The 24,239-nt window shown below is 56.7% G+C and carries 19 protein-coding genes and 1 riboswitch; of the genes, 8 read left to right on the top strand and 11 right to left on the bottom strand.

Annotated features, from left to right (window positions below; genetic code table 11):
- Window positions 1–10: 10 nt before the first annotated feature.
- The 7 genes from KCQ76_RS03960 to KCQ76_RS03930 all read right to left on the bottom strand — a co-directional run bounded on the left by KCQ76_RS03960 (window position 11) and on the right by KCQ76_RS03930 (window position 8,364).
- The gene (locus KCQ76_RS03960) at window positions 11–676 is read right to left on the bottom strand and encodes a thiamine phosphate synthase (RefSeq protein WP_046203561.1); all 666 of its coding nucleotides are present in this window, start codon (window positions 674–676) and stop codon (window positions 11–13) included.
- Between the two features lie 86 nt (window positions 677–762).
- Window positions 763–2,625, bottom strand: a complete 1,863-nt coding sequence (thiC, locus tag KCQ76_RS03955) for a phosphomethylpyrimidine synthase ThiC (protein WP_046203562.1) — start codon at window positions 2,623–2,625, stop codon at window positions 763–765.
- Window positions 2,624–2,732: riboswitch (TPP riboswitch) on the bottom strand. It overlaps the preceding gene by 2 nt.
- Window positions 2,733–2,817: 85 nt before the next feature.
- Window positions 2,818–3,447 carry a response regulator transcription factor gene (locus tag KCQ76_RS03950; protein ID WP_046203563.1) on the bottom strand — a complete coding sequence of 210 codons (630 nt, stop codon included), beginning with the start codon at window positions 3,445–3,447 and terminating at the stop codon, window positions 2,818–2,820.
- Window positions 3,444–4,652, bottom strand: a complete 1,209-nt coding sequence (locus KCQ76_RS03945; protein ID WP_046203564.1) for a sensor histidine kinase — start codon at window positions 4,650–4,652, stop codon at window positions 3,444–3,446. The genes KCQ76_RS03950 and KCQ76_RS03945 overlap by 4 nt, the downstream gene beginning before the upstream one ends.
- Before the next feature lie 47 nt (window positions 4,653–4,699).
- Entirely contained in the window at window positions 4,700–5,455 is a 756-nt protein-coding gene (locus tag KCQ76_RS03940; protein ID WP_046203565.1) for an ABC transporter permease, read from the bottom strand.
- A 191-nt stretch (window positions 5,456–5,646) separates the two neighbouring features.
- A complete protein-coding gene (locus KCQ76_RS03935) occupies window positions 5,647–6,657 on the bottom strand; it encodes an ABC transporter ATP-binding protein (RefSeq protein WP_052722147.1) in 1,011 nt (336 codons plus the stop codon).
- Between the two features lie 60 nt (window positions 6,658–6,717).
- Window positions 6,718–8,364, bottom strand: a complete 1,647-nt coding sequence (locus tag KCQ76_RS03930) for an SDR family oxidoreductase (protein WP_046203566.1) — start codon at window positions 8,362–8,364, stop codon at window positions 6,718–6,720.
- A 134-nt stretch (window positions 8,365–8,498) separates the two neighbouring features.
- Between KCQ76_RS03930 and thiD the strand changes: the two genes are divergently transcribed.
- On the top strand, window positions 8,499–9,677 hold the full coding sequence (thiD, locus tag KCQ76_RS03925) for a bifunctional hydroxymethylpyrimidine kinase/phosphomethylpyrimidine kinase (protein WP_052722148.1): 1,179 nt from the start codon (window positions 8,499–8,501) through the stop codon (window positions 9,675–9,677).
- Window positions 9,678–9,851: 174 nt separating this feature from the next.
- On the opposite strand, the gene KCQ76_RS03920 is transcribed toward thiD, so the two are convergent.
- A complete protein-coding gene (locus tag KCQ76_RS03920) occupies window positions 9,852–10,346 on the bottom strand; it encodes a DinB family protein (protein WP_221914794.1) in 495 nt (164 codons plus the stop codon).
- Between the two features lie 23 nt (window positions 10,347–10,369).
- Here KCQ76_RS03920 and KCQ76_RS10965 point away from each other — a divergent pair, with 23 nt between their 5' ends.
- Complete coding sequence (locus tag KCQ76_RS10965) at window positions 10,370–10,498, top strand: hypothetical protein (protein WP_260626233.1); 129 nt, start codon at window positions 10,370–10,372, stop codon at window positions 10,496–10,498.
- On the opposite strand, the gene KCQ76_RS03915 is transcribed toward KCQ76_RS10965, so the two are convergent.
- The 3 genes from KCQ76_RS03915 to KCQ76_RS03905 form a co-directional block, all read right to left on the bottom strand.
- Window positions 10,495–10,971, bottom strand: a complete 477-nt coding sequence (locus KCQ76_RS03915; RefSeq protein ID WP_046203568.1) for a GNAT family N-acetyltransferase — start codon at window positions 10,969–10,971, stop codon at window positions 10,495–10,497. The two genes, KCQ76_RS10965 and KCQ76_RS03915, sit on opposite strands and share 4 nt — an antisense overlap.
- Entirely contained in the window at window positions 10,971–11,942 is a 972-nt protein-coding gene (locus tag KCQ76_RS03910; protein WP_046203569.1) for a lactate/malate family dehydrogenase, read from the bottom strand. The genes KCQ76_RS03915 and KCQ76_RS03910 overlap by 1 nt, the downstream gene beginning before the upstream one ends.
- Window positions 11,943–12,283: 341 nt before the next feature.
- Window positions 12,284–14,086: an APC family permease gene (locus KCQ76_RS03905; RefSeq protein ID WP_052722149.1), complete on the bottom strand. Its 1,803-nt coding sequence runs from the start codon at window positions 14,084–14,086 to the stop codon at window positions 12,284–12,286.
- 816 nt (window positions 14,087–14,902) lie between these two features.
- On the opposite strand from KCQ76_RS03905, the gene KCQ76_RS03900 reads away from it, so the two are divergent.
- The 6 genes from KCQ76_RS03900 to KCQ76_RS03875 all read left to right on the top strand — a co-directional run bounded on the left by KCQ76_RS03900 (window position 14,903) and on the right by KCQ76_RS03875 (window position 24,195).
- A complete protein-coding gene (locus KCQ76_RS03900; RefSeq protein WP_046203570.1) occupies window positions 14,903–16,519 on the top strand; it encodes a glycoside hydrolase family 32 protein in 1,617 nt (538 codons plus the stop codon).
- Between the two features lie 492 nt (window positions 16,520–17,011).
- A complete protein-coding gene (locus tag KCQ76_RS03895; RefSeq protein WP_046205096.1) occupies window positions 17,012–19,090 on the top strand; it encodes a sucrose-specific PTS transporter subunit IIBC in 2,079 nt (692 codons plus the stop codon).
- A 409-nt stretch (window positions 19,091–19,499) separates the two neighbouring features.
- The gene (locus tag KCQ76_RS03890) at window positions 19,500–20,540 is read left to right on the top strand and encodes a sulfite exporter TauE/SafE family protein (RefSeq protein WP_046203572.1); all 1,041 of its coding nucleotides are present in this window, start codon (window positions 19,500–19,502) and stop codon (window positions 20,538–20,540) included.
- A 444-nt stretch (window positions 20,541–20,984) separates the two neighbouring features.
- Window positions 20,985–22,892: a nitrite/sulfite reductase gene (locus tag KCQ76_RS03885; RefSeq protein WP_231725355.1), complete on the top strand. Its 1,908-nt coding sequence runs from the start codon at window positions 20,985–20,987 to the stop codon at window positions 22,890–22,892.
- Window positions 22,889–23,197, top strand: a complete 309-nt coding sequence (locus KCQ76_RS03880) for a hypothetical protein (protein ID WP_231725353.1) — start codon at window positions 22,889–22,891, stop codon at window positions 23,195–23,197. Before KCQ76_RS03885 ends, KCQ76_RS03880 begins: the two co-directional genes overlap by 4 nt.
- Before the next feature lie 95 nt (window positions 23,198–23,292).
- Entirely contained in the window at window positions 23,293–24,195 is a 903-nt protein-coding gene (locus KCQ76_RS03875) for a phosphoadenylyl-sulfate reductase (RefSeq protein WP_052722150.1), read from the top strand.
- Window positions 24,196–24,239 lie beyond the last annotated feature (44 nt).

Below are 24,239 nucleotides of genomic sequence, written 5' to 3'. Positions count from 1 at the left end.
ATTTCCGCGCTCACTCGCTACGAAAACTGTCCAACGCACGTCGGGCTAACTCGCCGGGGTTATCAGAGTGCATCAGTGCTCGCACCATCGCGCACCCGGCGATACCGGTAGCGCTCAGAGCCGCAACGTCGTCGGGTGTCACGTCCCCGATGGCGACAATGGGCAAGGTTGTCGCCGCGACGAGCGGCCGATAACCGTCAACACCGATGGGCGCGCGGCCCGAATCCTTCGTTGGCGTCGGCCGGAAAGGGCCCGCACCGATGTAGTCAATAACTCCTGGGTGCGAGCTGTGGAACTCTTCCGCGGCCTCGACAAGCGGCAGGGTTCCGGTCGTTAACCCAATGAGAGCATCCGGACCGAGCATGTCGCGGGCCGCATCCGGGGGAAGATCATCTTGTCCCAGGTGAACGCCATTGACAGGGACCCCGGCGCGTCGAGCAGCGTAGGCCACGTCGGCTCGGTCGTCGACGACGACTTTCGTGTGAGGATTTGCCCGGTAAACAGCGGTGGCACATTCCGTCACAAGACTGAGCAAGTCCCGCGTGGAGAGGTCCTTCGCGCGCACTTGGACGACGCCGGCCCCAGCCGCCGCGACCTTCGCCGCGGTGTCAACAGTGTGCCGGTCGGTCCCAGACGTGACCAGGTAGAGGCGGAAATCCGTGTCAGTGGAGGCCATTCGTGTCCTATCGTCCTATTCGTCGTGTGCCAGTGCTGTGGACCGACGAAGGTGCCAACGCTTCGGGGCGGTTGCTATCCGCGATGCTACTGGCGGTGTGCGCTCATGTCCGCGAGATCATGGTCGATGTCCTCAGCGGTGTCTTTCGCTTTGGATTCTTGCATGTAGAGCTCGGATCCGTGGGCACGGAACTCTTCAGCCATTTTCGCCATGCCCGCTTCCACATCTGCCCGGTCACCGGCCGTCTCACCCATCGGGTCACCAACCTCAGGCATGCCGAGCATCGTCTCGCCATAAGCGTCGCGAATATCCTGGCTAATCCGCATGGAGCAGAACTTCGGCCCGCACATGGAACAGAAATGGGCGGTCTTCGCCGGTTCGGCGGGCAATGTTTCGTCGTGGTAGGCCTGCGCGGTGTCGGGGTCGAGCGAGAGCGCGAACTGATCGTTCCACCGGAACTCAAACCGTGCCTTACTCATGGCATCGTCCCAGGCCTGCGCACCCGGATGCCCCTTGGCCACGTCCGCCGAGTGGGCCGCAATCTTATACGTAATCACGCCCGTTTTGACGTCGTCACGGTTGGGCAAGCCCAGGTGCTCTTTCGGCGTGACATAACACAGCATCGCCGTCCCGCCCATCGCGATAGTGGCCGCACCGATAGCGGACGTGATGTGGTCATACCCAGGGGCAATGTCGGTCACCAGTGGCCCCAACGTATAGAACGGCGCCCCGTGGCACCAATCCTGCTCAACGCGGATGTTCTGCTCGACGAGGTTCAGCGGAATGTGACCCGGCCCCTCAACCATGACCTGAACGTCGTAGTCCCAGGCCCGCCGCGTCAGCTCGGCGAGCGTGCGCAGCTCAGCGAACTGCGCCTTGTCGTTGGCGTCGGCAATGGACCCCGGACGCAGCCCGTCGCCAAGAGAAAACGCAACATCGTAGTGGGAGAAAATTTCGCAGAGCTCGTCGTAGTGCTCGTAGAGGAAACTTTCCTTGTGGTGTGCCAGGCACCACCCGGCCATGATGGAACCGCCGCGGGACACGATGCCGGTGACGCGATCCGCCGTGAGTGGCACATAGGGCAGCAGTACCCCGGCGTGAATGGTCATATAGTCGACGCCCTGCTCGGCCTGCTCAATCACCGTATCTCGGAAGATCTCCCAGGTCAGAGCGTTGGCTTCACCATTGACCTTCTCCAGCGCCTGATAAATAGGAACGGTACCGATAGGCACAGGCGAATTCCGGATAATCCACTCGCGCGTGGTGTGGATGTCGTCGCCAGTTGAGAGGTCCATGACAGTGTCCGCGCCCCACTTCGTCGCCCACCGTAGCTTCTCGACTTCTTCGTTGATCGACGACGTCACCGCCGAGTTCCCGATATTGGCGTTGACCTTGGTGAGGAACCGACGCCCGATGATCATCGGCTCGGACTCGGGGTGGTTGACGTTAGCGGGAATGATTGCACGTCCGGCTGCGACCTCGTCCCGAACAAGCTCGGGGGAGCATTGTTCGCGCAGCGCGACGTACTTCATTTCGGGAGTGATGATGCCGCGCCGGGCGTAGTGCATTTGTGTGACGCGGTGGCCGCTCTTTGCCCGAACGGGTCGGCGCGTAGTGCCGTGCCATTCCTGTGACGATGCTCCACGTTTGACGGCGGAGCGCCCGTCATCCTCCAGTTTCTTGCCGCGTGCTTCGTAGGTGGTGGTGTCGTTTCGGTCGGTTATCCAGGGTGTTCGCAGGTCGGGGAGTCCACGAGTGGGGTCGACCTCGGGTCCCATCGTGCGGTAGATGCGGGCCGGTTCGTTAGGGCCGGTGGGTGAATCGTCGAGACTGACTTCGGTGTAGGGCACGCGGAGTCCATCTTTTTCCACGAATTTTTCGTGGTGCTTGGGGTGGTTTTCGCCGTGAACGGTGTGTGGGCGTGGTGATGAATCGGTGGGTGCAGACATGCCTAAGGTCCTCTCTTCCTTCGCCGGCATGATCCGGACAGGTTCGGACGGTCGGAGCGGCGTCAGCTCCCTCTCAGCCCGTGCCGTGGGCTCCCGTGGGGTCGTGGCTCAGTGTATGCCAGGTGGGTGGAGTAGTCAGATCGTTCGCGACAAATTGTTGCAACCGGGGGTAGGGGGAGCGCTTCGTGACGATCACAACCAGCCAGCATCGCGTGCGACGGCAGCTGCTTCGGCGCGCGTCGTGGTGTGAGTTTTCGCGATGGCTCGGGATATGTGATTGCGAACGGTGCCAGGGGAGAGGAACAGCGTCGACGCTATGCTCGCGATCGTTGCTCCGGTGAGCGCTTCGCGGAGCACATCGCGCTCTCGTGCGGTGAGTGGGTTGTCCCCGGTGGCGCGCACTTTGTCATGAAGCTGCAGGGGAATGATGGTTTTCCCTGCGAAGACGTCCCGGATCGCACTGGTTAGCGTTTCGACGGGTGAGTCCTTGACGACGAAACCGCGCGCGCCCGCGTCGAGTGCCCGCTGTAGGTATCCGGGCCGGCCGAAGGTCGTGACGATAATGACATGGCAGTGGCTGTGCCCAGTAAGGTCCGTGGTCGCTTGAATACCGTCGATACCAGGCATTTCTATGTCGATGAGCGCAACGTCGGCCTGGCTGTCAGCAATGCGATGTGTGAGGTCATGCGCGTCCGTTGCAGTCCCTACGACGTCGATGTCGCCTTCCAGAGTGAGAAGTGACTCGAGAGCACTCAGAATGAGTGATTGATCGTCCACGATAAAGACGCGGATGGCGTTTCCGTCGGCATGGCCGGTGCTCATGGCTCTCCCTCCTGAGTCGTTGCCTCCTTTGGTATGGGCTCGACGGTGACTGTCGTCCCTTTACCCGGCGCTGAGCGAATCGAGAACGAAGCGCCGATGTTGTTCGCTCGGCGTTTCATACCTTCGAGCCCGTGTTGTTTCACATTGTTGAGCTCGTGTTGCTGAGCGCCGTTTTCCGCGGTGTGTGACTCTTTGACACGGAGGCGTTTGTCCTGGTCAAAACCGCGTCCGTCGTCGGTAATGGTGAGCCTGGTGGACGTCGCGGTGATGGACGCGGATTGGGCCCCGGAGTGTCGAAGAATATTGGTCGTCGCTTCCTTCACTATTGCTGCGTAGAGCGAAGCTGTGGCGGACGGAAGGTCCTCGTCCATGTGTACGGCGAGAGAAATCCCCGCGGAGGTGCACACCGCTTGCGCTTCGTCGATAGTCTCCATCAATGATGGCGGTGATAACTCGTCGAGTGCCGATCGCATATCGTTGAGCGCGGAATGGGATAGCTCGTAGATGTCGTCAATTTCCCGGCGAGCTCTAGTTTTACGGGCATTTTCCGCTTCGGCATTGTCCGCATCGGCATCGACGAGGCGCGATGCGAGCTGCGCCTTGACCGCAATGACGGTGAGGCTGTGGCTTAACACGTCATGCATGGCGGTGGCGTAGGCCTCGCGTTGATGCGCGCGGTCGAGCCGGCGCTCGAGTTCCTGGCGTCGTTCTTCATCGGCATGGGCAACGCCTACTCCAATGACGATCGCGACACCCACTCCGACGGCAAGGACGATCGGCATTGTCTGACCGTGAAGTTGTGGGGAGGCGAAAAGGACACAGATGACGAGAACCGTCGATACGAGAATCCCCGTTATTATCCCTTGCCGACCGGACCGGATAAAGACCCACAGCGCGCAGATATATGGAATGAAACACACGGAAGATAGGCCAGTGACGGGGTAAGTGACCGCACCGATGGCAACAAGGATCCCGGTGACACCCCATAGTTTGAGCACGCGATTGTCCTCGAATATGTGTGCATACCGGTAGACGCTGAGGTATATCCCACCGAAGGCAATAACCAGTACTGACGCGATAATCCGAGCAAAGACGCCGGCGTCGGCAGTGAGACATGTCCCAAGAGGGAAGGTCAGATAGATGAGCCACACGGCCGGATACAGGAGCTCGGTGTTCCTCCAGGTGCGGGGGTGCGGTCGGGCCATGATTGCTGTCTCCGTATGAATTGTGTGGTGGGCTGTGGTTTCGGCGCTTATTTTTTAATGGCTCTTCGTGCCCCTACGACGCACAGGAGGGCGAAAATTGCGGTCCACATGAGTGTAATGGAGAGCGCGAAAACCGGGGATTCAGTCATTATGAGGTTCCCGTTGCTACCGAATTGATCGCCTGCCATCTGCGGCCAGTGCGCGATGGTGATCGGTCCGTAGAAGGGTGTGAAACGCGAAATGTCGAAAAGCGTGCCCTGTAATGGCATGAATACTCCACCGAAGAAAGCCAGAATGACCAGTGATCCCGACGAGATTCCCGTCGCGGTTTCTGTGCGCAGCCAGAGTGCAGCAGCGAGCCCATAAACGGCGAAGGGGAGTGTAACGAGCCAGCTCAGAACACCTGTTGCTATCCACTGCCATACATGGTCGAACTGGGAACCTGTTGCGATCGCGGCGCCGAACGTCACCACGATGGGAAGAGCAGCGAACGCGAGCATAGCGACAATCGCCCCAGCTACGGACTGTGTCGTGGTGAGCCCCGCGAGATGAAGTTGGCGGTTCCACCCCTCCTGCCGAGCCTGCGTCGCGCTACCAGAAATCGAGGTCATGGCGATGGCGGATCCGTAGAGCCCCATCCCCGTCATGATGAACGCCGACACGTTGCCCTCCCTCAGTACGGCGCCCGAGTTCTCCGTGGCCGTCCCGAACATCAGGTACAGGGCGGCGGGGAGAAGCAGGCAGAATATCAGTGTTTCTGGCCGACGAAGCAGCTCCGTGAAATAGTGCCAGCTATACAACATTGTCGACGTTAACCTTGAGCGAGTTCGGGGCGTTGTCGTGTTCTTCTGGCGCTGTGGTGAGTGGGTATGAGTGTGCGTGGCCTGTAGTGGTGTGGTGGGTGATGGTGTGCTTGGAGTTGGGGGCGTGTTTGATATTGGGCGCGTGGAATTCATCTGTAACTCCTTGTGTAAGCGTTGGTCGAGGGGTGGGTTCACCGCGTAAGTTCGCTGAACGCATCGTCGAGCGCAGCGCGGTTCACCGTGGGATGAACGAGCAATTTCTGCTGTAATGTGTCGAGTAACACCTGGTCAGAGCGAGTGGTGTGGATAGTGACCTCGCCGCCGTGCCGCTCATAGGTGTCGTTTGCCGAGAGACAAGCCTTAATTCGATCGTCAATATGATCATCGGCGGTCATAGCAGCGCTAGGCTGTGTCGCGCCGGTTTGCGTCGCGCCGGGCACCGTCACCTCGGACGCGCCGGGCGTGAACCCGCGCGCAGAACTATTCCGCACGCTCTCGTCGCCGGCAGTTGCTAGCGAAGCACGAATAATGGTGGGGTAGTGGGAGGTCAGTTGCTCGGGTGTCCCGTCGGCGACAATTTTTCCGTTGTTCAGGACGATAACGCGGCCGGCATATCGTTCTGCCTCCGTGAGGTCATGCGTGGCGAAGAGCACGGTAATGCCGTCATCGGCCATGGATTGGATGGTGCTCCACATCTCAGACCGTGTCGTGACATCTAGCCCCGAGCTGGGCTCGTCGAGAATAAGAACCCGCGGGGCCGACATGGTTGCTAAAGCCAGCCGTAGTCGTTGGCGCTGACCACCCGAGAGCTTCCCGATTTTCTGCCTTCTCAGCCGCTCGAGGGCGGGATCGCGCAGGACCGCGCTGGGGCTCAGGCGTTGGGGGTGAACGGAGATAAGGGTTCGTACCATTCTCTCGACGGTCATGGTGCTGGGCAGGCCGCCGTCTTGGAGTGCGGCGCCGACAAGCCCGGCGCGCACTGCACTCGCTGGGGCGCAACCGTGCACGGAGATCGTGCCGGTGTCCGGTTGCGTCAGCCCCAGGATGAGGTCAAGAAGTGTGGATTTACCTGCGCCGTTGGGGCCGAGTATGGCAACGACTTCGCCGGCATCAATGGATAGTGAGACACCGTCGACCGCGGTGGTTTTCCCGAAAGTGCGAGTGACGTCGTGGACATCGATGGCGGTGCGTGAACTGGTCATAAACCAAGTACAGCCGACGGCGGTGGCATGGGATAGTGCCATTTGTCATGGTTTGTATGGTTACCGCGGGTTAGTTGTTCTACCCTCACTTTCTTCTTGTGCTCTCTTCAGAATATTTTTGGCCATGACGGGAAAAATCACAGCGTGAAATGGGTAGACCCCCCACCAGTACAGTCGGCCTAATAATCCGTCGGGTTCGTAGATTGCTCGTTGGCGGTAGCGGCTTCGAGGACTGTCTGGATCTGTTTCGTGGTCGTCGGAAGGTTCAATTTCCAGTATTAGCCACGCCTCCCCGCGCAGCTTCATTTCAGCTTTGAGCGCTAGTAATCGGTTAGGGATGATTTTTTCTACACGCCACCAGTCCACGCGGTCGCCTCGTCGTAGAGCGAAAGGATCACGACGTCCCCCTAGCCCCGGTCCACCGAAAAGCTTGTCCATGATTCCACGAATGTGCCATAGCAGTGGTGCTGAGTACCATCCGTTGTCACCGCCAATCCCCTCGACGACGGGCCAAATTTGTTCCGGAGAAAGATCAGATTCGACCGATCGAGTGTCTTGGTAGACATTGTTTCCTGCCCACGATGGGTCTGTGGGAGAGATCTCGGCGGGGAGGGTGTGGTTCGGAGCTGAGTTCCGTGTGTCCGCGTTATGAGATTGAGAATCCTGCGGAGCGGCCTCTGAAGTAGCTTTGGGAACATTCCAGCTGGAATCCCATGATGTGGGCACTCCTCCGTTGAGATCGTGCGAGATAGCTAGTCGCACTGCCTCGGTGTATGGTGTGAGCCCTTCTTCAGGATCGGGGATGCACTGAGCAATGCGATGTTCGTTGGTGATCGCATCTTCTGCCATCGATTCTGCCAGGGGTTCCGCGATAGAAGCGGGGACAGGAGTGACGAAGCCAATCCATTTGCCGGAGAGCTTGTCCACGGGAAGCGAGATGGGGGAGGAAATAATGATTCGTTGTAGATGGCGCTCGTGGGCATAAATCTTCATGAGGTCTTTGAACCGGAGGACATCGCCGCTGCCGATGTCAAAGCCATCATTAACGGTATCGCTCAAGTCCGATGCCCGAACGAGGTAGTAGAGGGCGTCGCGGATCGCCAGGGGCTCAATCCGGTTAGTGATCCACTGGGGAGTCACCATGATAGGGAGCCGTTCAACCAGGTGGCGGATGATTTCAAAAGATGCAGAGCCGGATCCGATCAGCGTGGCTGCACGAAGAGTCATGGTGGGAACTGGACTTTCGTGAAGAATCGTGGCGACGTTCTCTCTAGACCGCATATGTTTTGATAGTTCATGCGGTTGTTTGTCACGGGGGTGAAGCCCGGAAAGATAAATGATTTGTCGTACAGAGGCGTTGGCGGCCGCTGCGGCGATGGTTTCGGCTGTTTTCTTTTCAGCTTCCTCGAAGTCTTGATCTTTGCCGCCCATGGAATGGACGAGATATAAGACGACGTCGACATCTTCCATGGCATCGCGAACATCGTCGGGCTCCATGAGGTCGGCTTCGACTGGTTCGACGTCATCGAACCAGTCGAATCGTTGTAGGCTGTCTTGTTTCCGTGATGAGGCCCGAACAGTGAAGCCGGCACGGAGTAGTTCGGGTATGACGCGACCGCCAACGTAGCCAGTGGCACCGGTGACTAGTATTCGACGTTCGGGGTGCTGAGCAGAGTAGTTCGCAGTGTGAGCTTTTTCAGAGGCCATACCGTTATGGTAGGCGAGCTAACTATTTGATGGGGTTTCATAGAAAAATTTACTGTGCACACAAATCTAACGTGGCGTCCCGTATGACGCTACGAAACCTGTTGTCCAGGAGGAATCTGGCTTAGTGTGTAGGTATGACTTCTTCTCCTTCCTCCCCGAAATATGTATCAGCTCAGTTATCATCACCGATTCCCGTGGTGTTAACTATCGCTGGCTCGGACTCGTCCGGAGGCGCTGGCATACAAGCAGATATGAAAACTATCTCCGCTCTCGGAGGTTTTGGCTGTGTGGCTATTACAGCGGTAACCGCGCAGAATACACGCGGCGTCGATGGTGCCCAATATATGGATCCAGAATTTGTGGCTCAACAAATTCAATCCGTCGTAGACGATTATCCGATTGACGCGATCAAAATCGGAATGGTCGGACGGTCCTCTACCGCAGAGACTATTACTAGCACCTTGAAGTCCTTACCTTTTTCTGTGCCCGTGGTGTGGGATCCGGTGATGGTGGCGTCAAGTGGTAGCTCGTTAGTGGAAGGTAATTCGGAAGTGATAGATGGCTTCGTCGAGCTTGCCCGTAGCGTTGATGCGTTAACTCCGAATGGTCGTGAACTTGTGGGGCTTTGCGACATGGTGGATGTACCTGTGCCCGACGTATTGCGGAAACATCTCGCGAAATTGGTGGGAGAAGCACCAGGGCAGGAAAAACAGAAATCTGGTTCAGTTATCACCGAACCGGACAGCAATACAACCGAAGAACGGAATAGTGCAGTCGACGAAGGCAGTAGTGCAACTCATGAAGTCGGTCGCGATGAAACGAGTACCGCTGAAGAAAAATCATTGACATCTGCAATTGCAGAAGCGGCATCTTCCCTGGCAGAGGCACTAAAAACTGTCATTGTTGTCACGGGTGGGCCAGATAATGGCTTCGGTGACGACGGACCGCAGGTTACTGAGGTTGTCGCTGACCATGGTGAGACAGTCTTTCTGAGTCACGACAGAGTAGACACAACCAACACGCACGGAACAGGATGTACGTTTAGCTCAGCTCTCGCTACTTATGCTGCTCGTCGTGCCTATGAAGTAGAGAAAGACGGGCTGATCGGATTTGATCCCACAAAGAATTTCGCCGTGGACGATTGGCGGGCAGTTGTCCATGACGCCGCTACGTGGACACGCGAAGCTTTGGCAGCAGCAGACACGTTAGATCTTGCGATTGGACTGCACCGAAATCGGGATAGTAACGGTACTGCAGAGCCCGCTCATATCAGGGGAAACGCCCCTCTGGACCACTTTTGGAAGTATCGCTAAACCCCTCTTAAACGAAAACGTTTTGAAAAACTTATGGATTTTAGGTGCTCGTTTTCTGGCTTTATTTCCAGAGTCGCCCGAGTTTACTCCCGGTGCCATCCCGTGATCGGCGGGTGCTAGCGGTGTTCGTCGTTGCCACCACGGCCATAGCTCTTTAGTTCCGGTATTTCTGCTCTATAGTTCGGGCATCCCCGCGATGTACGCGGCCTGCCCGACGTGCTGAGCAGCGTCGTCGACAATCGAAACCATGCGCACACCGCGCGTGACCTCGGGCGTCCAATCGCGGTCGATGACCTCATCCCAATCAACGCCCGACTCCGCGTACGCGATGAGCGCGCTCAATGTCTCGCTGACGTAGGACACGAGCAGTTCTTGATCATTGACGACGATGGACCGCGCTTCCTCGGCCGAGTGCCCGTAGCCGAGCGAATCGCCGTTGTCGAGGGCGAAACGCTCCTTGAAACCTTGGGTGGTCCATATCTGTTCGGAGCCGTTGAGCTGCGATAATTGCATATCTACCTCCCGACCAGCGTGCCAGAGGAGCCACGCGATGGAATTGTCGTGGCCGCCGGGGTGCGCGTTGAGCTGGGCCGGGGCGAGGTCGGGGAGGCCCTTCGCGGCATCGATGGGTCGTGAGGCGAAATCAACGAAAATGTCGGTAGCGTTCATATTTCCGTTGTACACGGGACGCTGTGTGGCTGCAGATCAGTGGCGTGTGGGCAGCGTGCGGGCGGCGTGTGGTGGCGTGGGTGCGTGGCGCCGGCAATCGTCGTCGGCCGTCGAAAACCGCCGTCGTCGATCGTCGGCAATCGATGACCTAAATCCGCATGCTCATGTGCTTATGCGGGCGCCCAGCTTCCTCGAATTCCTCGCCATCAACCACGAAGCCGAAGCGCTCGTACCAATCGACGAGGTGGGACTGGGCGTCGACCTCGACCAGCGCGCCCTTGTTGGGGTCGATCCCCGCGGCCCGCTCAGTACACACCTCGAGGGCCTTCTTCACCAGCTGTGTCGCGATCCCGTGCCCGCGCGCATCCTTAGCCACACAAACGCGGCCGATGTGCTGCCCCTCGTCGGGCTTCCCGAAAACTCGGGCCGTCCCGATGAGGTGCACGCCACCCTCGGTCTCGTACGCCAGGAGGTGCTGAGTCCCGGGGTGGATGTCGGTGTCGTCGATCTCGCTGTAGGGGCTTTCCTGCTCGTAGACAAAAACATTGACGCGGAGTTTGTACAGCTCATGGACCTGGGCGACGGTCATGTCCATGAGGCGCTTACCGGTGAGATAGATGCTCACTAGGCCTCCTCGCCGGTCGCCTCGGCATACACGGCGCGGATAGAATCAGCCGACTCCTCCAATTTCTCCTGCTCCCAAGCGTCGACAATCGGAGGAAGGCGACGAATCAGCCCTTCGGAACCCAACACCGCCGGCACCGACATGGAGATGTCGCCGAGGCCATACTCGCCATCGAGGCGCGAGCAGACCGGGTGGACGGAGCGCTCGTTAAGCAGCACAGACTTGGCCAGCACGTTGGCGGAGCGAGCCACGCCCGCGTCGGTCCAGCCCTTCGCAAAGAAAACGTCGTAAGCCGAATCAACGACCCGCTGCTTAATGTCGTCGCGCGACGGTAGGTCCTTGCCACTCCAACGCTCCAGCTCAGACCAGGAAACGCCCTGCACATTGAGGTTCGACAGGATCGGCACTGCCGTCGTCCCGTGTTCACCCATCATGTAGCCGGTCACCGACTTCGGGTCAATGCCGAGCTCCTGTGCCACAGCCCAGCGCAGACGCGCCGAATCGAGCATGGTTCCCGTGCCTAACACTTTCGACGCTGGGTAATCGAATTCCGTCGACGCGATATGAACCACGGCATCCAAAGGATTCGTGATGAAAATGATGACCGGGTCCTTGGTGCGCTCCGACACATTCTTCATGACGTCGCGGGCGGCCTGCGCCCCAACCTTAGCCAGGAGCGAACGAGGAGGGACGTAATCCGGGCGATCCGGGTCGGGCACAATCGACGCCCCAGCTGCGCAAATGATCACGTCGGCGTCGCGGGTGTCGTCGTAAGTGCCCTCATGAATGTACGTATTCGTTGTCCCGGGAACGCCGGTTGACTGGGAGTGGTCGAGGCCCTCGCCGAGAGCCAGCCCCTCTTTCGTGTCAATAACAGCGATCTCGGAGTACAACCCCGATGCCATCGCAAAAGTGACCACGGACGAGCCCACGTGGCCTAGGCCTATCACCACAAGTTTCGTTGAATGCATACTTATCACAGTAGAGCGTTGAGGTGTGTCGGTCACGTGGGCGTCGGGGTTTTGTTTCGTGGGGTGTGGTTGGGCGATTTTGCTGGGTTGGGACGGATTGGTGCCTGAAAACTGCAGGGGAATATGACGGTGTTCGAAAACTGCGGGGTATGTGGTCAATTATTGGCCATTTTTCTTGCACATTCCCCCGCACTTTTCTCAGTAGTGGCGCATATCCACCCGCAGTTTTGGCGGGTGCCAGCGCCGAGCCCTGAGATTCGGCCAATCTCCGGGCATCTCGGCCCCCACACTCGATCCCAATCCCTGATCGCCCAGGTAACCTAAGCCTTTACCGGAGCAACCTAAGCCTTTACCGGAGCGAGGGCAGCATCTTCCTCGGGCTCACCGGGATCCCCAGGCTCAGCGCCGTCCACGGCCGCAGCATCCTCCCCGTCCCCCGTCGCTACGTCGCCCCGGGCCTCCCGCGTAATAGCGTCGGCAAGAAATTCAACCCTCTTAGCCGGGAACGAAAAGTGAACCGCCATCCAATAAATCGCCAGCGAGAACACGACAATCACGGGCACAGCGGTGTCGAAGTGAAGCAGCCCGATCCCGCCGTCGTAGTCCCCGAGATACGAAATGATCGCGAGCCCGGTGAGCCACGGGATGTACCAGAAGCCCGCGCGGAACGCCATGTTGTAACGGTTCATCGCCTCGTGCCGGCTGAACGCTTTGTTGACCGCGAGCAGCACCAGCCCCAGCCCCATGGCGATGAAGAGTTTGAGGTCGGTGGTCCACCCGGTCCAGTACACCAGCAGGTTCGACGACATGAATCCCAGCATGGGCAGGAGGTGCCCGAATGGCGCTTTGAATGTGCGCTGGTGGTGGGGGAGTCGGCTGCGCAGCGCCGCCATTGTTAGCGGGCCTGAAGCAAAAGATAGGACGGTTGCCGACGAGATAAACCCGGCCATTTGCTGCCACGATGGGAAGGGGAGGAAGAGCACGAGCCCGACGACAAAAGCGACGATCATCGAGACGACGGGCGCACCGTGGCGGTTCGTCGTGGCGAGTTTAGCTGGGGCGTTGCCGTTCCGGGCCATGCCGTGCGAGATGCGGGCGGTGGTCGTGACGTAGATCAGCCCGGTGTCGGCGGGCGACACGATCGCGTCGATGTAGAGGAGGACGGCGAGCCAGCCCGCCCCGAGCATCGTGGAAATTGCGGCGAGCGGCCCGAATGAGTCGCTGAAGTTGAGGTTGGACCAATGTCCGCCCATGTTCGCGATCACACTATGCGGAAGAACGCCTAGAAAAGCTGTCTGAAGCCCAACGTAAATCAAAATACAAATAAGAACAGAGCCGACGACGGCCAAGGGAACATTTCGGCGCGGATTACTTGTTTCACCGGCCAATTCGATGCCTTGTCGGAAACCGAGGAAAGAGAAGACGATTCCGGACGTTGCGATGGCGGTGAAGACTCCGTGCCAACCGTGGGAGAAAAAGCCTTCGCCCGCGGTGAAGTTGCCGCCGTGAAAACCTAGTGCAACAAAGGAAACAACGACCAGGCTGATAATCCCGAGTTTCCACCACACTAATACGTTATTGATACGACTGAACCAACGAATTCCGAAGTAATTGATGACCACGAAAACCGCCATGAGCAGTACCGCAAGCGCAATTCCCAACGGCGTGAGCGTGTGAACAGTCTGTCCGCCGACCACGTGTTCGTGCGTGAACGGGCCGTATTTCGTGGCGTACGTCAGCGCGCCCATGACCTCGATCGGAGGGAGCGCGAGCGCCGCAATCCAGTTGATCCACCCGGTCATGTATGACGCGAAACCGCCGAACACGACGTGCGGGTACCGGACGACACCGCCCGACAAGGGGAACATGGTGCCGAGTTCGGCGTAGCACAGGGCAATGAACAGGATCATGACCCCGCCCAGTGCCCACGAAATTATTGCCGACGGGCCGGCCGCTTGAGCAGCGACCATTGATCCGAACAACCACCCGGAGCCGATGATGGATCCGACGCTGGCGAACAGTAGGCCAATACTGCCGACGCCTCGGTGCAATGAGTGGTCTTGGCGTGTGGTGGGGGCGTGGGTGTTGTGGGCGCTGCCGCGAACGAACCCCGACATTTTTGGTGTGACCTCAGGCGATGCCATCTCGGTCTCCCTTCGTGTTAACAAGTAATTGCTCGTTACGCTAGACCTCCCCGGGATGATTCTTAGCATCGGAAACAATAACTTAATATTTCGTGGCATTTGTGCTGATGGGGTGCGTGTTAGTAACAAGCCGGAAATAAAACGAGGGAGTTTTCCGGCCTTGAGCGCGCAAGTCGGAATGATCGACAAGATATGAGGTTATGATGAGGCTACGTGCAGCGATTTTGCCTGTTGAACTGGATTGATGTGGTCGTCCGTGTGATGTAGCAGTTGTTCGACGCAGGTTTCACGAGACCTCGTTCAGTGTTGTGTCGTGTGTGGTGTGTGCGCAGCGCGTTGTTCCGCCCAGGACGAATCGGCGCCCGAATTTTGCGGGAGTATATGCCAGACTCAGAAAACTGCAGGGGGATATGGTCAATTTTCGGCCATTTTTCCGCCATATACCTCCGCATTTCTCTCAGTAACGGCCCACATTCCCCCGCAGTTTTTCCTATGACGAAGGCATGTGGGCTTGAGATTGACCCGATGAGGTACGCGTTAACTACAAGTGCTCTCGTAATCCCGAAAACTCATGCACGTTCGGCCGCGTTTTAGGCATGCACGTTCGGCCGCGTTTCAGGAGTGAGGTGCAAAAAACAATGGATCAACGCGAAATATTAGGTACTTCTCCATGTTTATGCTTAACACTTACGGCCGTACCCGGGGGAGGCTGAGTACTCTTCCCGACGCTAACCCACCATCACCCGCAGCCAACCACCGAGTGTTAGCCCCCAAACGCGACGTCAACGTATAGAGCCAAACCGCTACCATAGTGGCATGACAGCCAATTCGATGCGGCCTTTTCTGCACGTCACGCCCCTCCAGGGTCGGTTGAATGACCCGAATGGTTTGTTCATCGTCGGTAACACCCTCCACATTTTTTATCAGCACGACCCGGTCTTCCCTAGTACTCCTAAACGCACGGGTTGGGGCCATGCTTCCGTGCCTATTTCTGGGAAGAATGCCTGGCGTATTACGCATCATCCCGATTCTTTGTATCCGAGTCATTCCTATGACATGCAGGGTTGTTATTCCGGAAATACCGTCGTCGTTAATGAGAATGAGCGAAACAGTAAAGACAATAAGGATTCGTTAGCGATTTTCTACACGGGAAATGTCAAAATTCCACTGGAAGATGGAAAAATCCGTCGCCGCACAACTCAAAATCTGGTTCGCGCGACGAATGATCCGGTTGTCGGTATGGAGTTTCGTCATTACTCAGAAAACCCGGTCATCGATGGACCTGCCCCGGGGTTTACGGAGCATTTCCGTGATCCCATGGTAACGCGAGATTATGGAGGAGAACGACGCTGGCGAATGGTCATCGGTGCACAGCGGAATGATCTCACCGGCGGAATTGCTTTGTATCGTTCTGATGATTTAGTTCACTGGGCTTACGAGGGCGAGCTTATTTTCGACGTAAAAAATGCGCAGCCCGGTTCTGCTCCGGACATTCTTCCACGTGGCTATATGTGGGAGTGTCCAAACCTCTTCCGGATGCATGATCGCAGCACAGGCGAGAATTTGGACGTTTTGGTCATGTGCCCGCAGGGCCTTTCTGAGCGCCGAATCAATGGTGTTCGGCATTACGCTAGCAGTGATCAGTGCGGCTATATCGTCGGCAAGCTCGAAGGCACGACATTTTCTGTCATTCGAGGGTTTTCGGAGCTCGATTACGGTCATACTTTTTATGCTCCTCAATTTACAGATGGATCTCGAATTGCTGATCGGCGAAAGGTTAATAAGGAAGGCAATGAGGAAACCGAACCCGGTACGGAAGATTATCTAAAGGATCACGACCATCTAGTTGATAATTCGAGCTCGGGAGAAAATTCTTATTGCCGACGACGGTCAGGGCGGGATTCTGGTGTGTGGAATTCTGCTGTCATTCTGGGGTGGATGGGGCTTCCCGATGCCGACGATGCGCCCACTGTGTCAGCCGCGGGATGGGTTCACTCGCTAACGATGCCGCGTCGCGTGGTGCTGCAGGATTATCGGCTGGTTCAGTCATTCCTGCCGGATGCAGGGACAATACGTTCGTGTGCAGCTGAAGCCGCGAAGCTAAAAAACTACGGTCCGTTTTGGGTTCAACACCATGAGGTGGCTGCACCGAGTGGTAGTGACGTCGTGCATTCCGTGGTACTTACCGACACGGGTGGCAGCCAAGCGGCACGGGTCGACGTTGAGCCCGGCAGGATATCGGTCGAGATTAATGGTGATGTGCGGGTGGCTGATATTGATACGGAATACATGCAAGGGCCGACGTCGATAATCGTCGACGGCTGCACGTTAGAGGTGTTGGCTGGTGGAGGGCAAATAGCATTCTCGTCGATGGTTTATCCTTCGGCGGGGGAGACCTGGTGTGAATTGCGCGAAGAGACGAGCCCGATGTGATCGGTTGCGCGGATGGATTTATTCGTCCAACTACGCATTCGACAGGTGTTTGTGATCAAAGTAATGCGCCTTGTTTTACACCATTAAAAAAGACCGGGATTGGGTTTACATAGCAGTGTGAGTGCGGCTGTTATCTTATCGTTTTCCCGGGTTGATTCATCCCATGGTCGTGCGAAACTCTTCGAGACATCTTGGTTTTATCAAGATCTGTATGTGCGGATAGTTGTCCCCCGTGCAACAAAAGAATGTCCTTCATAGGTCATCGCTATTTCTCCTGCGGTATCTGTTACTGTTAATGCCTGTTAGCGACTTCTTAGCAGGCTCCTTCGTGCCTGCGTATGGGCTGTATTTTTGAATCCAGCACAATAATAAGAAATTCCTTTTAGGCAAAGGACAGCTCAACACTCTTAAGTAAGACAAGTAGATATCTTTTTAGTACTACTAGCAGATAGTGATCGTCACTAGCTTTGGCAGGGATGAATAGGAGAAATAGTGGATCACAAGGCGGTTGCCGAAAGGGTTCTCAACGCTATCGGCGGCGAATCCAACATAGTGGCTGCAGCTCACTGCGCCACTCGGCTAAGAATGGTTCTCAATGATACCGAGGCAGTGGACTCCCAAGCCCTCGATAATGACCCCGACTTAAAAGGAACCTTTGAGACCGGGGGAATGTTCCAGATTATTGTCGGCCCCGGGGATGTAAATGAAGTATTTAGCGAACTGGATAAGCTTACCTCCAAGAATATTTCCGTGACGACAGAGGAACTGAAAAGCGTTGCGGCTGAGAAAAGCAACTGGTTCACACGGGGAGTAAAAGTCCTCGCCGATATATTTGTTCCCCTTATCCCGATCCTGGTCGGTGGGGGTCTGCTCATGGCACTCAATAATGTATTGACTGCCGAAGGACTTTTCGGTTCTCGTTCGTTAGTCGCGATGTACCCGCAAATCAGCGGAGTCTCGGAGATAATAAACCTCCTCGCCTCCGCTCCTTTCGCATTTTTGCCTGTCTTGGTTGGCTTTACCGCGACCAAACGCTTCGGGGGCAACGAGTTTTTAGGCGCCGGCATTGGTATGGCCATGGTGATGCCAACCCTCGTGAATGGCTATGACGTCGCCGAAGCCATTGATAAGGGATCCATGCAATATTGGGATCTTTTCGGGTTGCATGTTGCTCAAGCGGGTTACCAGGGAACCGTACTTCCTGTGCTTGCGGTGTCTTGGATTTTGGCAACCATCGAGAAGGCGTTCCATAAGCGACTTAAAGGCACCGTCGACTTTATGGTCACACCCCTTCTTACCCTGTTGATCACGGGTTTCGTGACTTTTATTGCCGTCGGCCCTGCGCTGCGGTGGGTCGGTGATGAGCTCGCTGTAGGACTTCAAAATATTTACGACGCTGGTGGTCCGATCGGTGGTTTCATCTTCGGTCTTATTTATTCTCCGATCGTTATTACGGGTCTCCACCAGAGCTTCCCGCCCGTGGAGACGATGTTATGGAACCAAGGCGGATCGTTTATCTTTGCTATCGCATCGATGGCAAATATTGCTCAAGGTGCAGGCGCGTTAGCTGTTTTCTTCCTAGCGAAGAATGAAAAATTAAAAGGGCTTGCAGGTGCGTCGGGAGTTTCCGCTGTATTCGGTATTACCGAGCCAGCGATTTTCGGTGTCAATTTACGTTTACGTTGGCCTTTCTATATCGGGATGGGCGCAGGAGCTATCGGTGGCGCACTTATCGCTCTATTCAACGTGAAGGCCATGGCTTTAGGTGCTGCTGGTTTCGTCGGTGTGGTGTCGATGCGCGCTGGTGACTGGGGCAACTTCTTGATATGCGCGGTCATCACCTTCGCGCTTTCGTTCATTGCGGCTTTCAGTTATGGGAAGTTTTCGCTTGTCCGGAAAGGGACAATCGACCCCGACGTTCCCGACGGGGTCGATGTGGGAGCCGCCAATAATGCAGCGGTGCCGACTGGTTCGATGGCCTCCGAGGCTGCCGACGATGATGTTGCGGATTCGCCTTCGGAAAATGCAAAAACGGTTTATGCTCCGCTTTCCGGAGAAGTATCCCCACTTTCATCCATTAGTGAGCCAATGTTCGCACAAGGAAAACTTGGTCCGGGAGTTGCTATTAAGCCATCGATAGGAAAACTTGTTGCCCCGATCAGCGGGAAAATTATTGTTGCTTTTCCGACTGGGCACGCTTTCGCCGTTCGCGGTAAAGGTGAAGATGGGAAACCATTGGACATTTTGATGCATATTGGTTTCGATACGGTGAACTTAAAAGGTAAGTACTTCACGCCTCACAAAAAACAGGGTGATGTTGTCGAAGCCGGTGAGGTTTTGGGCGAATTCGACATCGAGGGGATTACTGGAGCCGGGTACGAAGTTACGACCCCGGTCGTTGTCAGTAACTATCGACGTGTAGGCCCTCTGCATCGGTTGGTTCAGTCTCTGCCCAGCGAGATTACGTCGGGTGACGAGCTTTATGCTGTGGACCCGAAGCCGTCAGCGTCAGACAACCAGGAAGCTTCGCACGCTGGTAGCTATGCGGCAGCTTCAAAGGGAGACGCTTAGGATGCCGGCATGATGGGGCTCCGGGCCAACATATGAGGTCCCGCCTTTTAGGCGGAATCGGGAATCGTTGAAGTTGGCCCGGGACTGGCGGGGGATATGTCATGTCGGAGTTTTGCGGCGGAGACGTTTCCGTCTGAATGTGAGTCGGAGACCGGCACTTCGGGATCGGTATCTCTATTACTGGGATCAACCCCGAAGCATTGGCACTGCGGCATTGATGTCGAGGTATTGGGGATGTAGAAAGCGGCGGAGTCAAGGAAGAGCTTCCAGGTCAATCAACCGGGGGGACACCGTGTCGCAGAAATGTTGACGTAGTGAACGGGGAGGGGTAATTTCGCTTCCAATACCTAGACCGCTCGGTCTACTTTAGACGGGCAGTCCTTAGACAACGTAGTGCGAAGGCGAGCCCATGGAAGCAATAATTATTTTTCTCCTGATCGGCGTTGGTGCGCAGCTGGTCAAGGGGAGCATGGGGATGGCCTACGGGGTTACCTCAACAACGCTGCTGGTTTTCACCGGTGTGCAGGCGGCAACGGCGTCGGCAATCGTTCACCTCGTTGAGGTGGGCACCACCCTTGCGCTGGGTCTTAGCCACTGGAAAATGGGAAATGTCGACTGGAAACTGGCTCTATCGCTGGGTGCCCCGGGTGCGTTCGGAGCGTTTATCGGAGCACGTGTTCTGGGTCAGGCCAGCGCTTCAGCAGCACGTCCCCTGACCGCCGCGATTCTCGTCGCTTTGGGGACTTTCATTGTTTTGCGATTTATCGGGCTCGTCACAATTCAAGCGAAGACAGTGTGGGGGCCAAAGCGCCTCGGCATCCTTGGTTTGGTAGTCGGAGGTCTCGACGCCACGGGCGGCGGTGGCTGGGGAACAATGACCACATCGGCGCTGATGGCGGCCGGGAAACGGGAGCCGAGGCGGATAGTTGGCACGGTCCTGGCCGCGCAATTCCTTGTCGCAACTGCGGCAACGCTGGGCTTCATTCCCGTGCTGAGTAGGGAAGTTGAACATCATGCTGCGCCGGCATTAGGCCTGTTCATCGGCGGAATTATTACCGCTCCGTTCGCCGCGTGGCTCGCCGGGAAAGTCAATGCGTCGGTTCTCGGTGGCGCGGTCGGCGTGCTGCTCGTTGGGCTGAATGTCAAGGTTTTATTCGACGCACTCGGCGTCAGTCACGCATCTCAGTGGGAAGCGGTCGTCTTGGCTGCTGGTTTTGGGATGATTGCAGGCAATTGGGCTCGGCAATACGTCCAGACCAGAGAGGAAAAATTAAGGTCAGACCGGTTTTCGACGTATGACGACGGGGGTTCGCGTAGGGACTCGTCTTCGCGTTATCTCCGGTCAGGCAAGCGTGCAGATGTGCGCGGGGCAGAAGTGATCAAGGCGGGCGGTCCTGAGGTTGCAGCTGAGCAGGCATCTAGTTCAGTGTCAGGGGCACGATGTCTTTAAAAGTTGAAGAAATAGACAGAGCGGTCTAAAATTTTAACACAATCAAAAACAGCTTGGTCTATCACTAGGGAATCGTTTGGGACTCTGAAGTTAGGCAGTGTGCTGGTTGGGAAAACCCCATTCATCAGGTGAAACAGGCTCTTGTGAGGCACATAATAACTGCTTCGTAAGCAAAGAGTTGTGATCGTCCTTTCACGGGGAAGCTGAAACAATCACCCTGCCACGGACGGTGGAGTACACAATGCGCCATTCCAACCGACGAGGAAGTGACGAAGAACCGATGCTCACCTAACTTCCTCGCCGACGGCGGCCCCACCAAGTGCCGTCCAGCCAGACGACCAGCTAACGGCATCCGATTCGTTAGCCCCGTGATGTGAAACCCCGAGTTCTCAACGCAACCCAATTAATCCGGCTTCTCGCCACAACCCAGCGAAGGATAAAACGATGACAACCCCTACCCGTAACGAAACAACTCAGGCCGATTCCTCCGCTACCGGCGTTGACGATTCCGCCCAGTCTCGCACGAGAGACGCTACTCGCGCCCGGTCGGAAAATACGTCTGCAGCACGAAACACTGATTCGCCCCGCGCTCAGAGAACCAGTCAAGGCGCTGCGGAGGGTCGCGCTTCCCGCACCCAGAGGGCTGGCGGACGCACAGGTAGCCGCACAGGGGGTGGCCGCGCCGCGGGAGGACGTTCCCGCCCCCGTCGCAAGCCGAAGCCTCAAGGGCAGTGGGCTGTAGACGGTTACGAGGCCCTCAACGACGACGAAAAGATCAAGGCCGAAGACGCTGGCGTTGCTGTCGCTCAGCGTGTCCGGGATATTTACGCTCTTCAGGGTTTCGATTCCATCCCGGCGAATGACCTCGCTCCCCGTTTTAAGTGGATCGGTCTTTACACTCAGCGCCGCCAGGACATGGATGGAGAGCAAACAAGCATCAAAAGCAATGCTGAACTCCAGGACCATTACTTCATGATGAGGGTCCGTTTGGACGGTGGCGTCGTTAATTCGGAGCAGTTAGCGGTTATCGGGGAAATCTCCCGCGACTTCGCTCGGGGAACTGCTGATTTTACGGATCGTCAGAATGTGCAGTTGCACTGGATTCGGATCGAGGATGTTCCGGAGATTTGGGATCGCCTGAACAGTGTGGGGTTGTCCACGAATTTTGGTTGCGGTGATGTTCCGCGCGTCATTCTGGGATCACCAGTCGCCGGCGTCGCTGCTGATGAAATTATTGATGCAACACCGGCGATTGAGGAAATTAAAAACAATCGTCTTCCTAAGCCGGAGTATTCAAATCTCCCAAGGAAGTTTAAGACTGCAATTTCGGGAAACTCCCGTCAAGATGTCACACACGAAATTCAGGATCTCTCGTTTATCGGTGTTAGGCATCCTGAGCATGGGCCCGGTTTCGATGTATGGGTAGGCGGTGGCTTATCGACGAACCCCATGCTCGCGCAGCGTCTCGGCGTTTTCGTTTCCCTCGACGAAATTCCTGACGTGTGGGAGGGAATTGTCTCGATTTTCCGCGACTACGGATATCGGCGTTTACGTAACCGCGCGCGGCTGAAGTTCTTGGTCGCCGATTGGGGCGTCGAAAAGCTGCGTTCGGTTCTGGAAAACGACTATCTGGGTCATCCGCTCCGTGACGGTGTGGAGCCTCCGGTTGCTCCAGGTTATCGGGATCATATCGGTGTTCACGACCAGCAGGACGGGCTGAAGTATGTAGGCGTGAAACCGACGATTGGGCACACTGAGGGGCGTCAGCTGATTCGCTTGGCTGAGCTCGCCGACAAATTCGGGTCGGGTCGTATTCGAACCACTCCGAATAAAGAACTTTTATTTCTCGACGTAAAACCAGGACGTGTACCTCATCTGCTTCACGCCCTCGATAATGAGGGACTTTCCGCAAAGCCGTCGAGTTTTCGGCGTGACATTATTTCATGCACGGGTTTGGAATTCTGCAAACTTGCCCTCGTTGTGACAAAACAACGCGCAATTCGGTTAGCCGACGAACTCGAAGAACGCTTAGGTGATCTCGACGTTCCCTTAAAGATCAGTCTTAACGGCTGCCCCAACTCCTGCGCGCGGACGCAACTGGCGGACATCGGCCTCAAAGGGCAAATCGTGACCGATCAAGATGGCAACCGCGTTGAAGGATTCCAAGTGCACCTAGGCGGCGCCCTCGGATTCCACCCCGATTTCGGACGAAAACTTCGTGGCCACAAGGTCACGAGTGCGGGGCTCGCCGATTACGTCGAAAGGCTTGTCACTAAATATAAAGCCGATCGAAACAAAGGTGAACAGTTTCGCGAATGGGTCCTCCGCGCCCCAGACGAGGATTTGCAATGAGCACAGCAGCAATCAATAACGACGTCCGCCACCATTCCGATACGGACTCGCATAGGAATTCTTATACGGCCAATACGGATATTCCAGAGGAGGATAAGGCGCCGAAACTTCATCGCGATGTTCCCGGAAAGAAAGGCCATTCGAATCCGAACCGAGCCGTCGTTAATAACTGTCCTTATTGTGGTTCGGAATTGCTCTTCCCTGATACGCAAACCGAATATGCCTGGGAATGTCGGGAATGTTGCCATGTTTTCAGCGTGAAATTCCATGGATACCTGCCCAGAAATGTAAACAAACAAAACTAGCAGTAACCGCCACACGCCGCCGGTGTTCATCATCAAACCAATCCCGATGAGCCCCGTCGCGGTGAATACCGGTGAATACTAAGGAGTGACTCTCCATGCCCACCCCGACAACGAATCATGGCCAACATTTATCGACGACGGATGCGCCTGATTCCCGCAGCGCAGGGGACGCCGCGCCTGACGCCCGGAGGTCAGAGAGGCTCACGCCGGCCCCGATCGTCCGGCACACCCGTGGGATTGAAGATCCCATCGTCGACGCACGTGACGGAAATACGTCTGGCGAAAACGCATCTGGCGGCGGTGACGTCGATAATGATTATCGGGCTGAGATGCTGAACTTGGCCCTCGACTACTCCGCGGAACTGGAAAAGGCCAGCGCGGAAGAGATCATGCAGTGGGCGCATGAGCATATTCCGAAGCTGGCGGTCACGCTATCTATGCAGGACACCGTCTTGGCTGATCTCGCGGAGAAGTACGCTCCCGCCGCCGACCTCGTTTTTCTAGACACCGGCTACCACTTTGCCGAGACGCTTGATGTCGCGGATGCCGTGGAGAAGCGGTATTCGAACCGGCTTCTTCGCGTGGTTCCTCATCTCACCCGCCGTGAGCAGGATCAACGCTACGGCAAGGATCTCTACGCGACCGATCCCACCCTCTGCTGCCACATGCGAAAAGTCGTGCCGCTCCAGGAAACGCTGGCGGGCTATCCCGCGTGGGTCACGGGGCTCAAGCGTGTCGACGCGCCGTCCCGCGCGCACACTCCCGTCCTGGAAATCGACAAGGCTGGGCGACTGAAAATCAACCCCATCATTACCTGGACCGACGACGACGTCGAAAACTACATCGTCGAGCACGACTTAATTCGGCACCCCCTAACGACGCAGGGGTACCCCTCCATCGGATGCGAAACGTGCACGGCGCGGGTGCAAGCGGGGGAGGATCCGCGGTCCGGGCGCTGGCAAGGCAAGGAAAAAACCGAGTGCGGTCTGCATGTGTAGCCCGTTCGCGTAGCCCGCGCTGGAATATCACGCTCGGACTCCAC

It is taken from the genome of Corynebacterium parakroppenstedtii (assembly GCF_019754935.1).
Lineage (GTDB): Bacteria > Actinomycetota > Actinomycetes > Mycobacteriales > Mycobacteriaceae > Corynebacterium > Corynebacterium parakroppenstedtii.
Note: the sequence above shows the minus strand (reverse complement) of the source record. Positions and strands in the feature narration are given on the sequence as shown.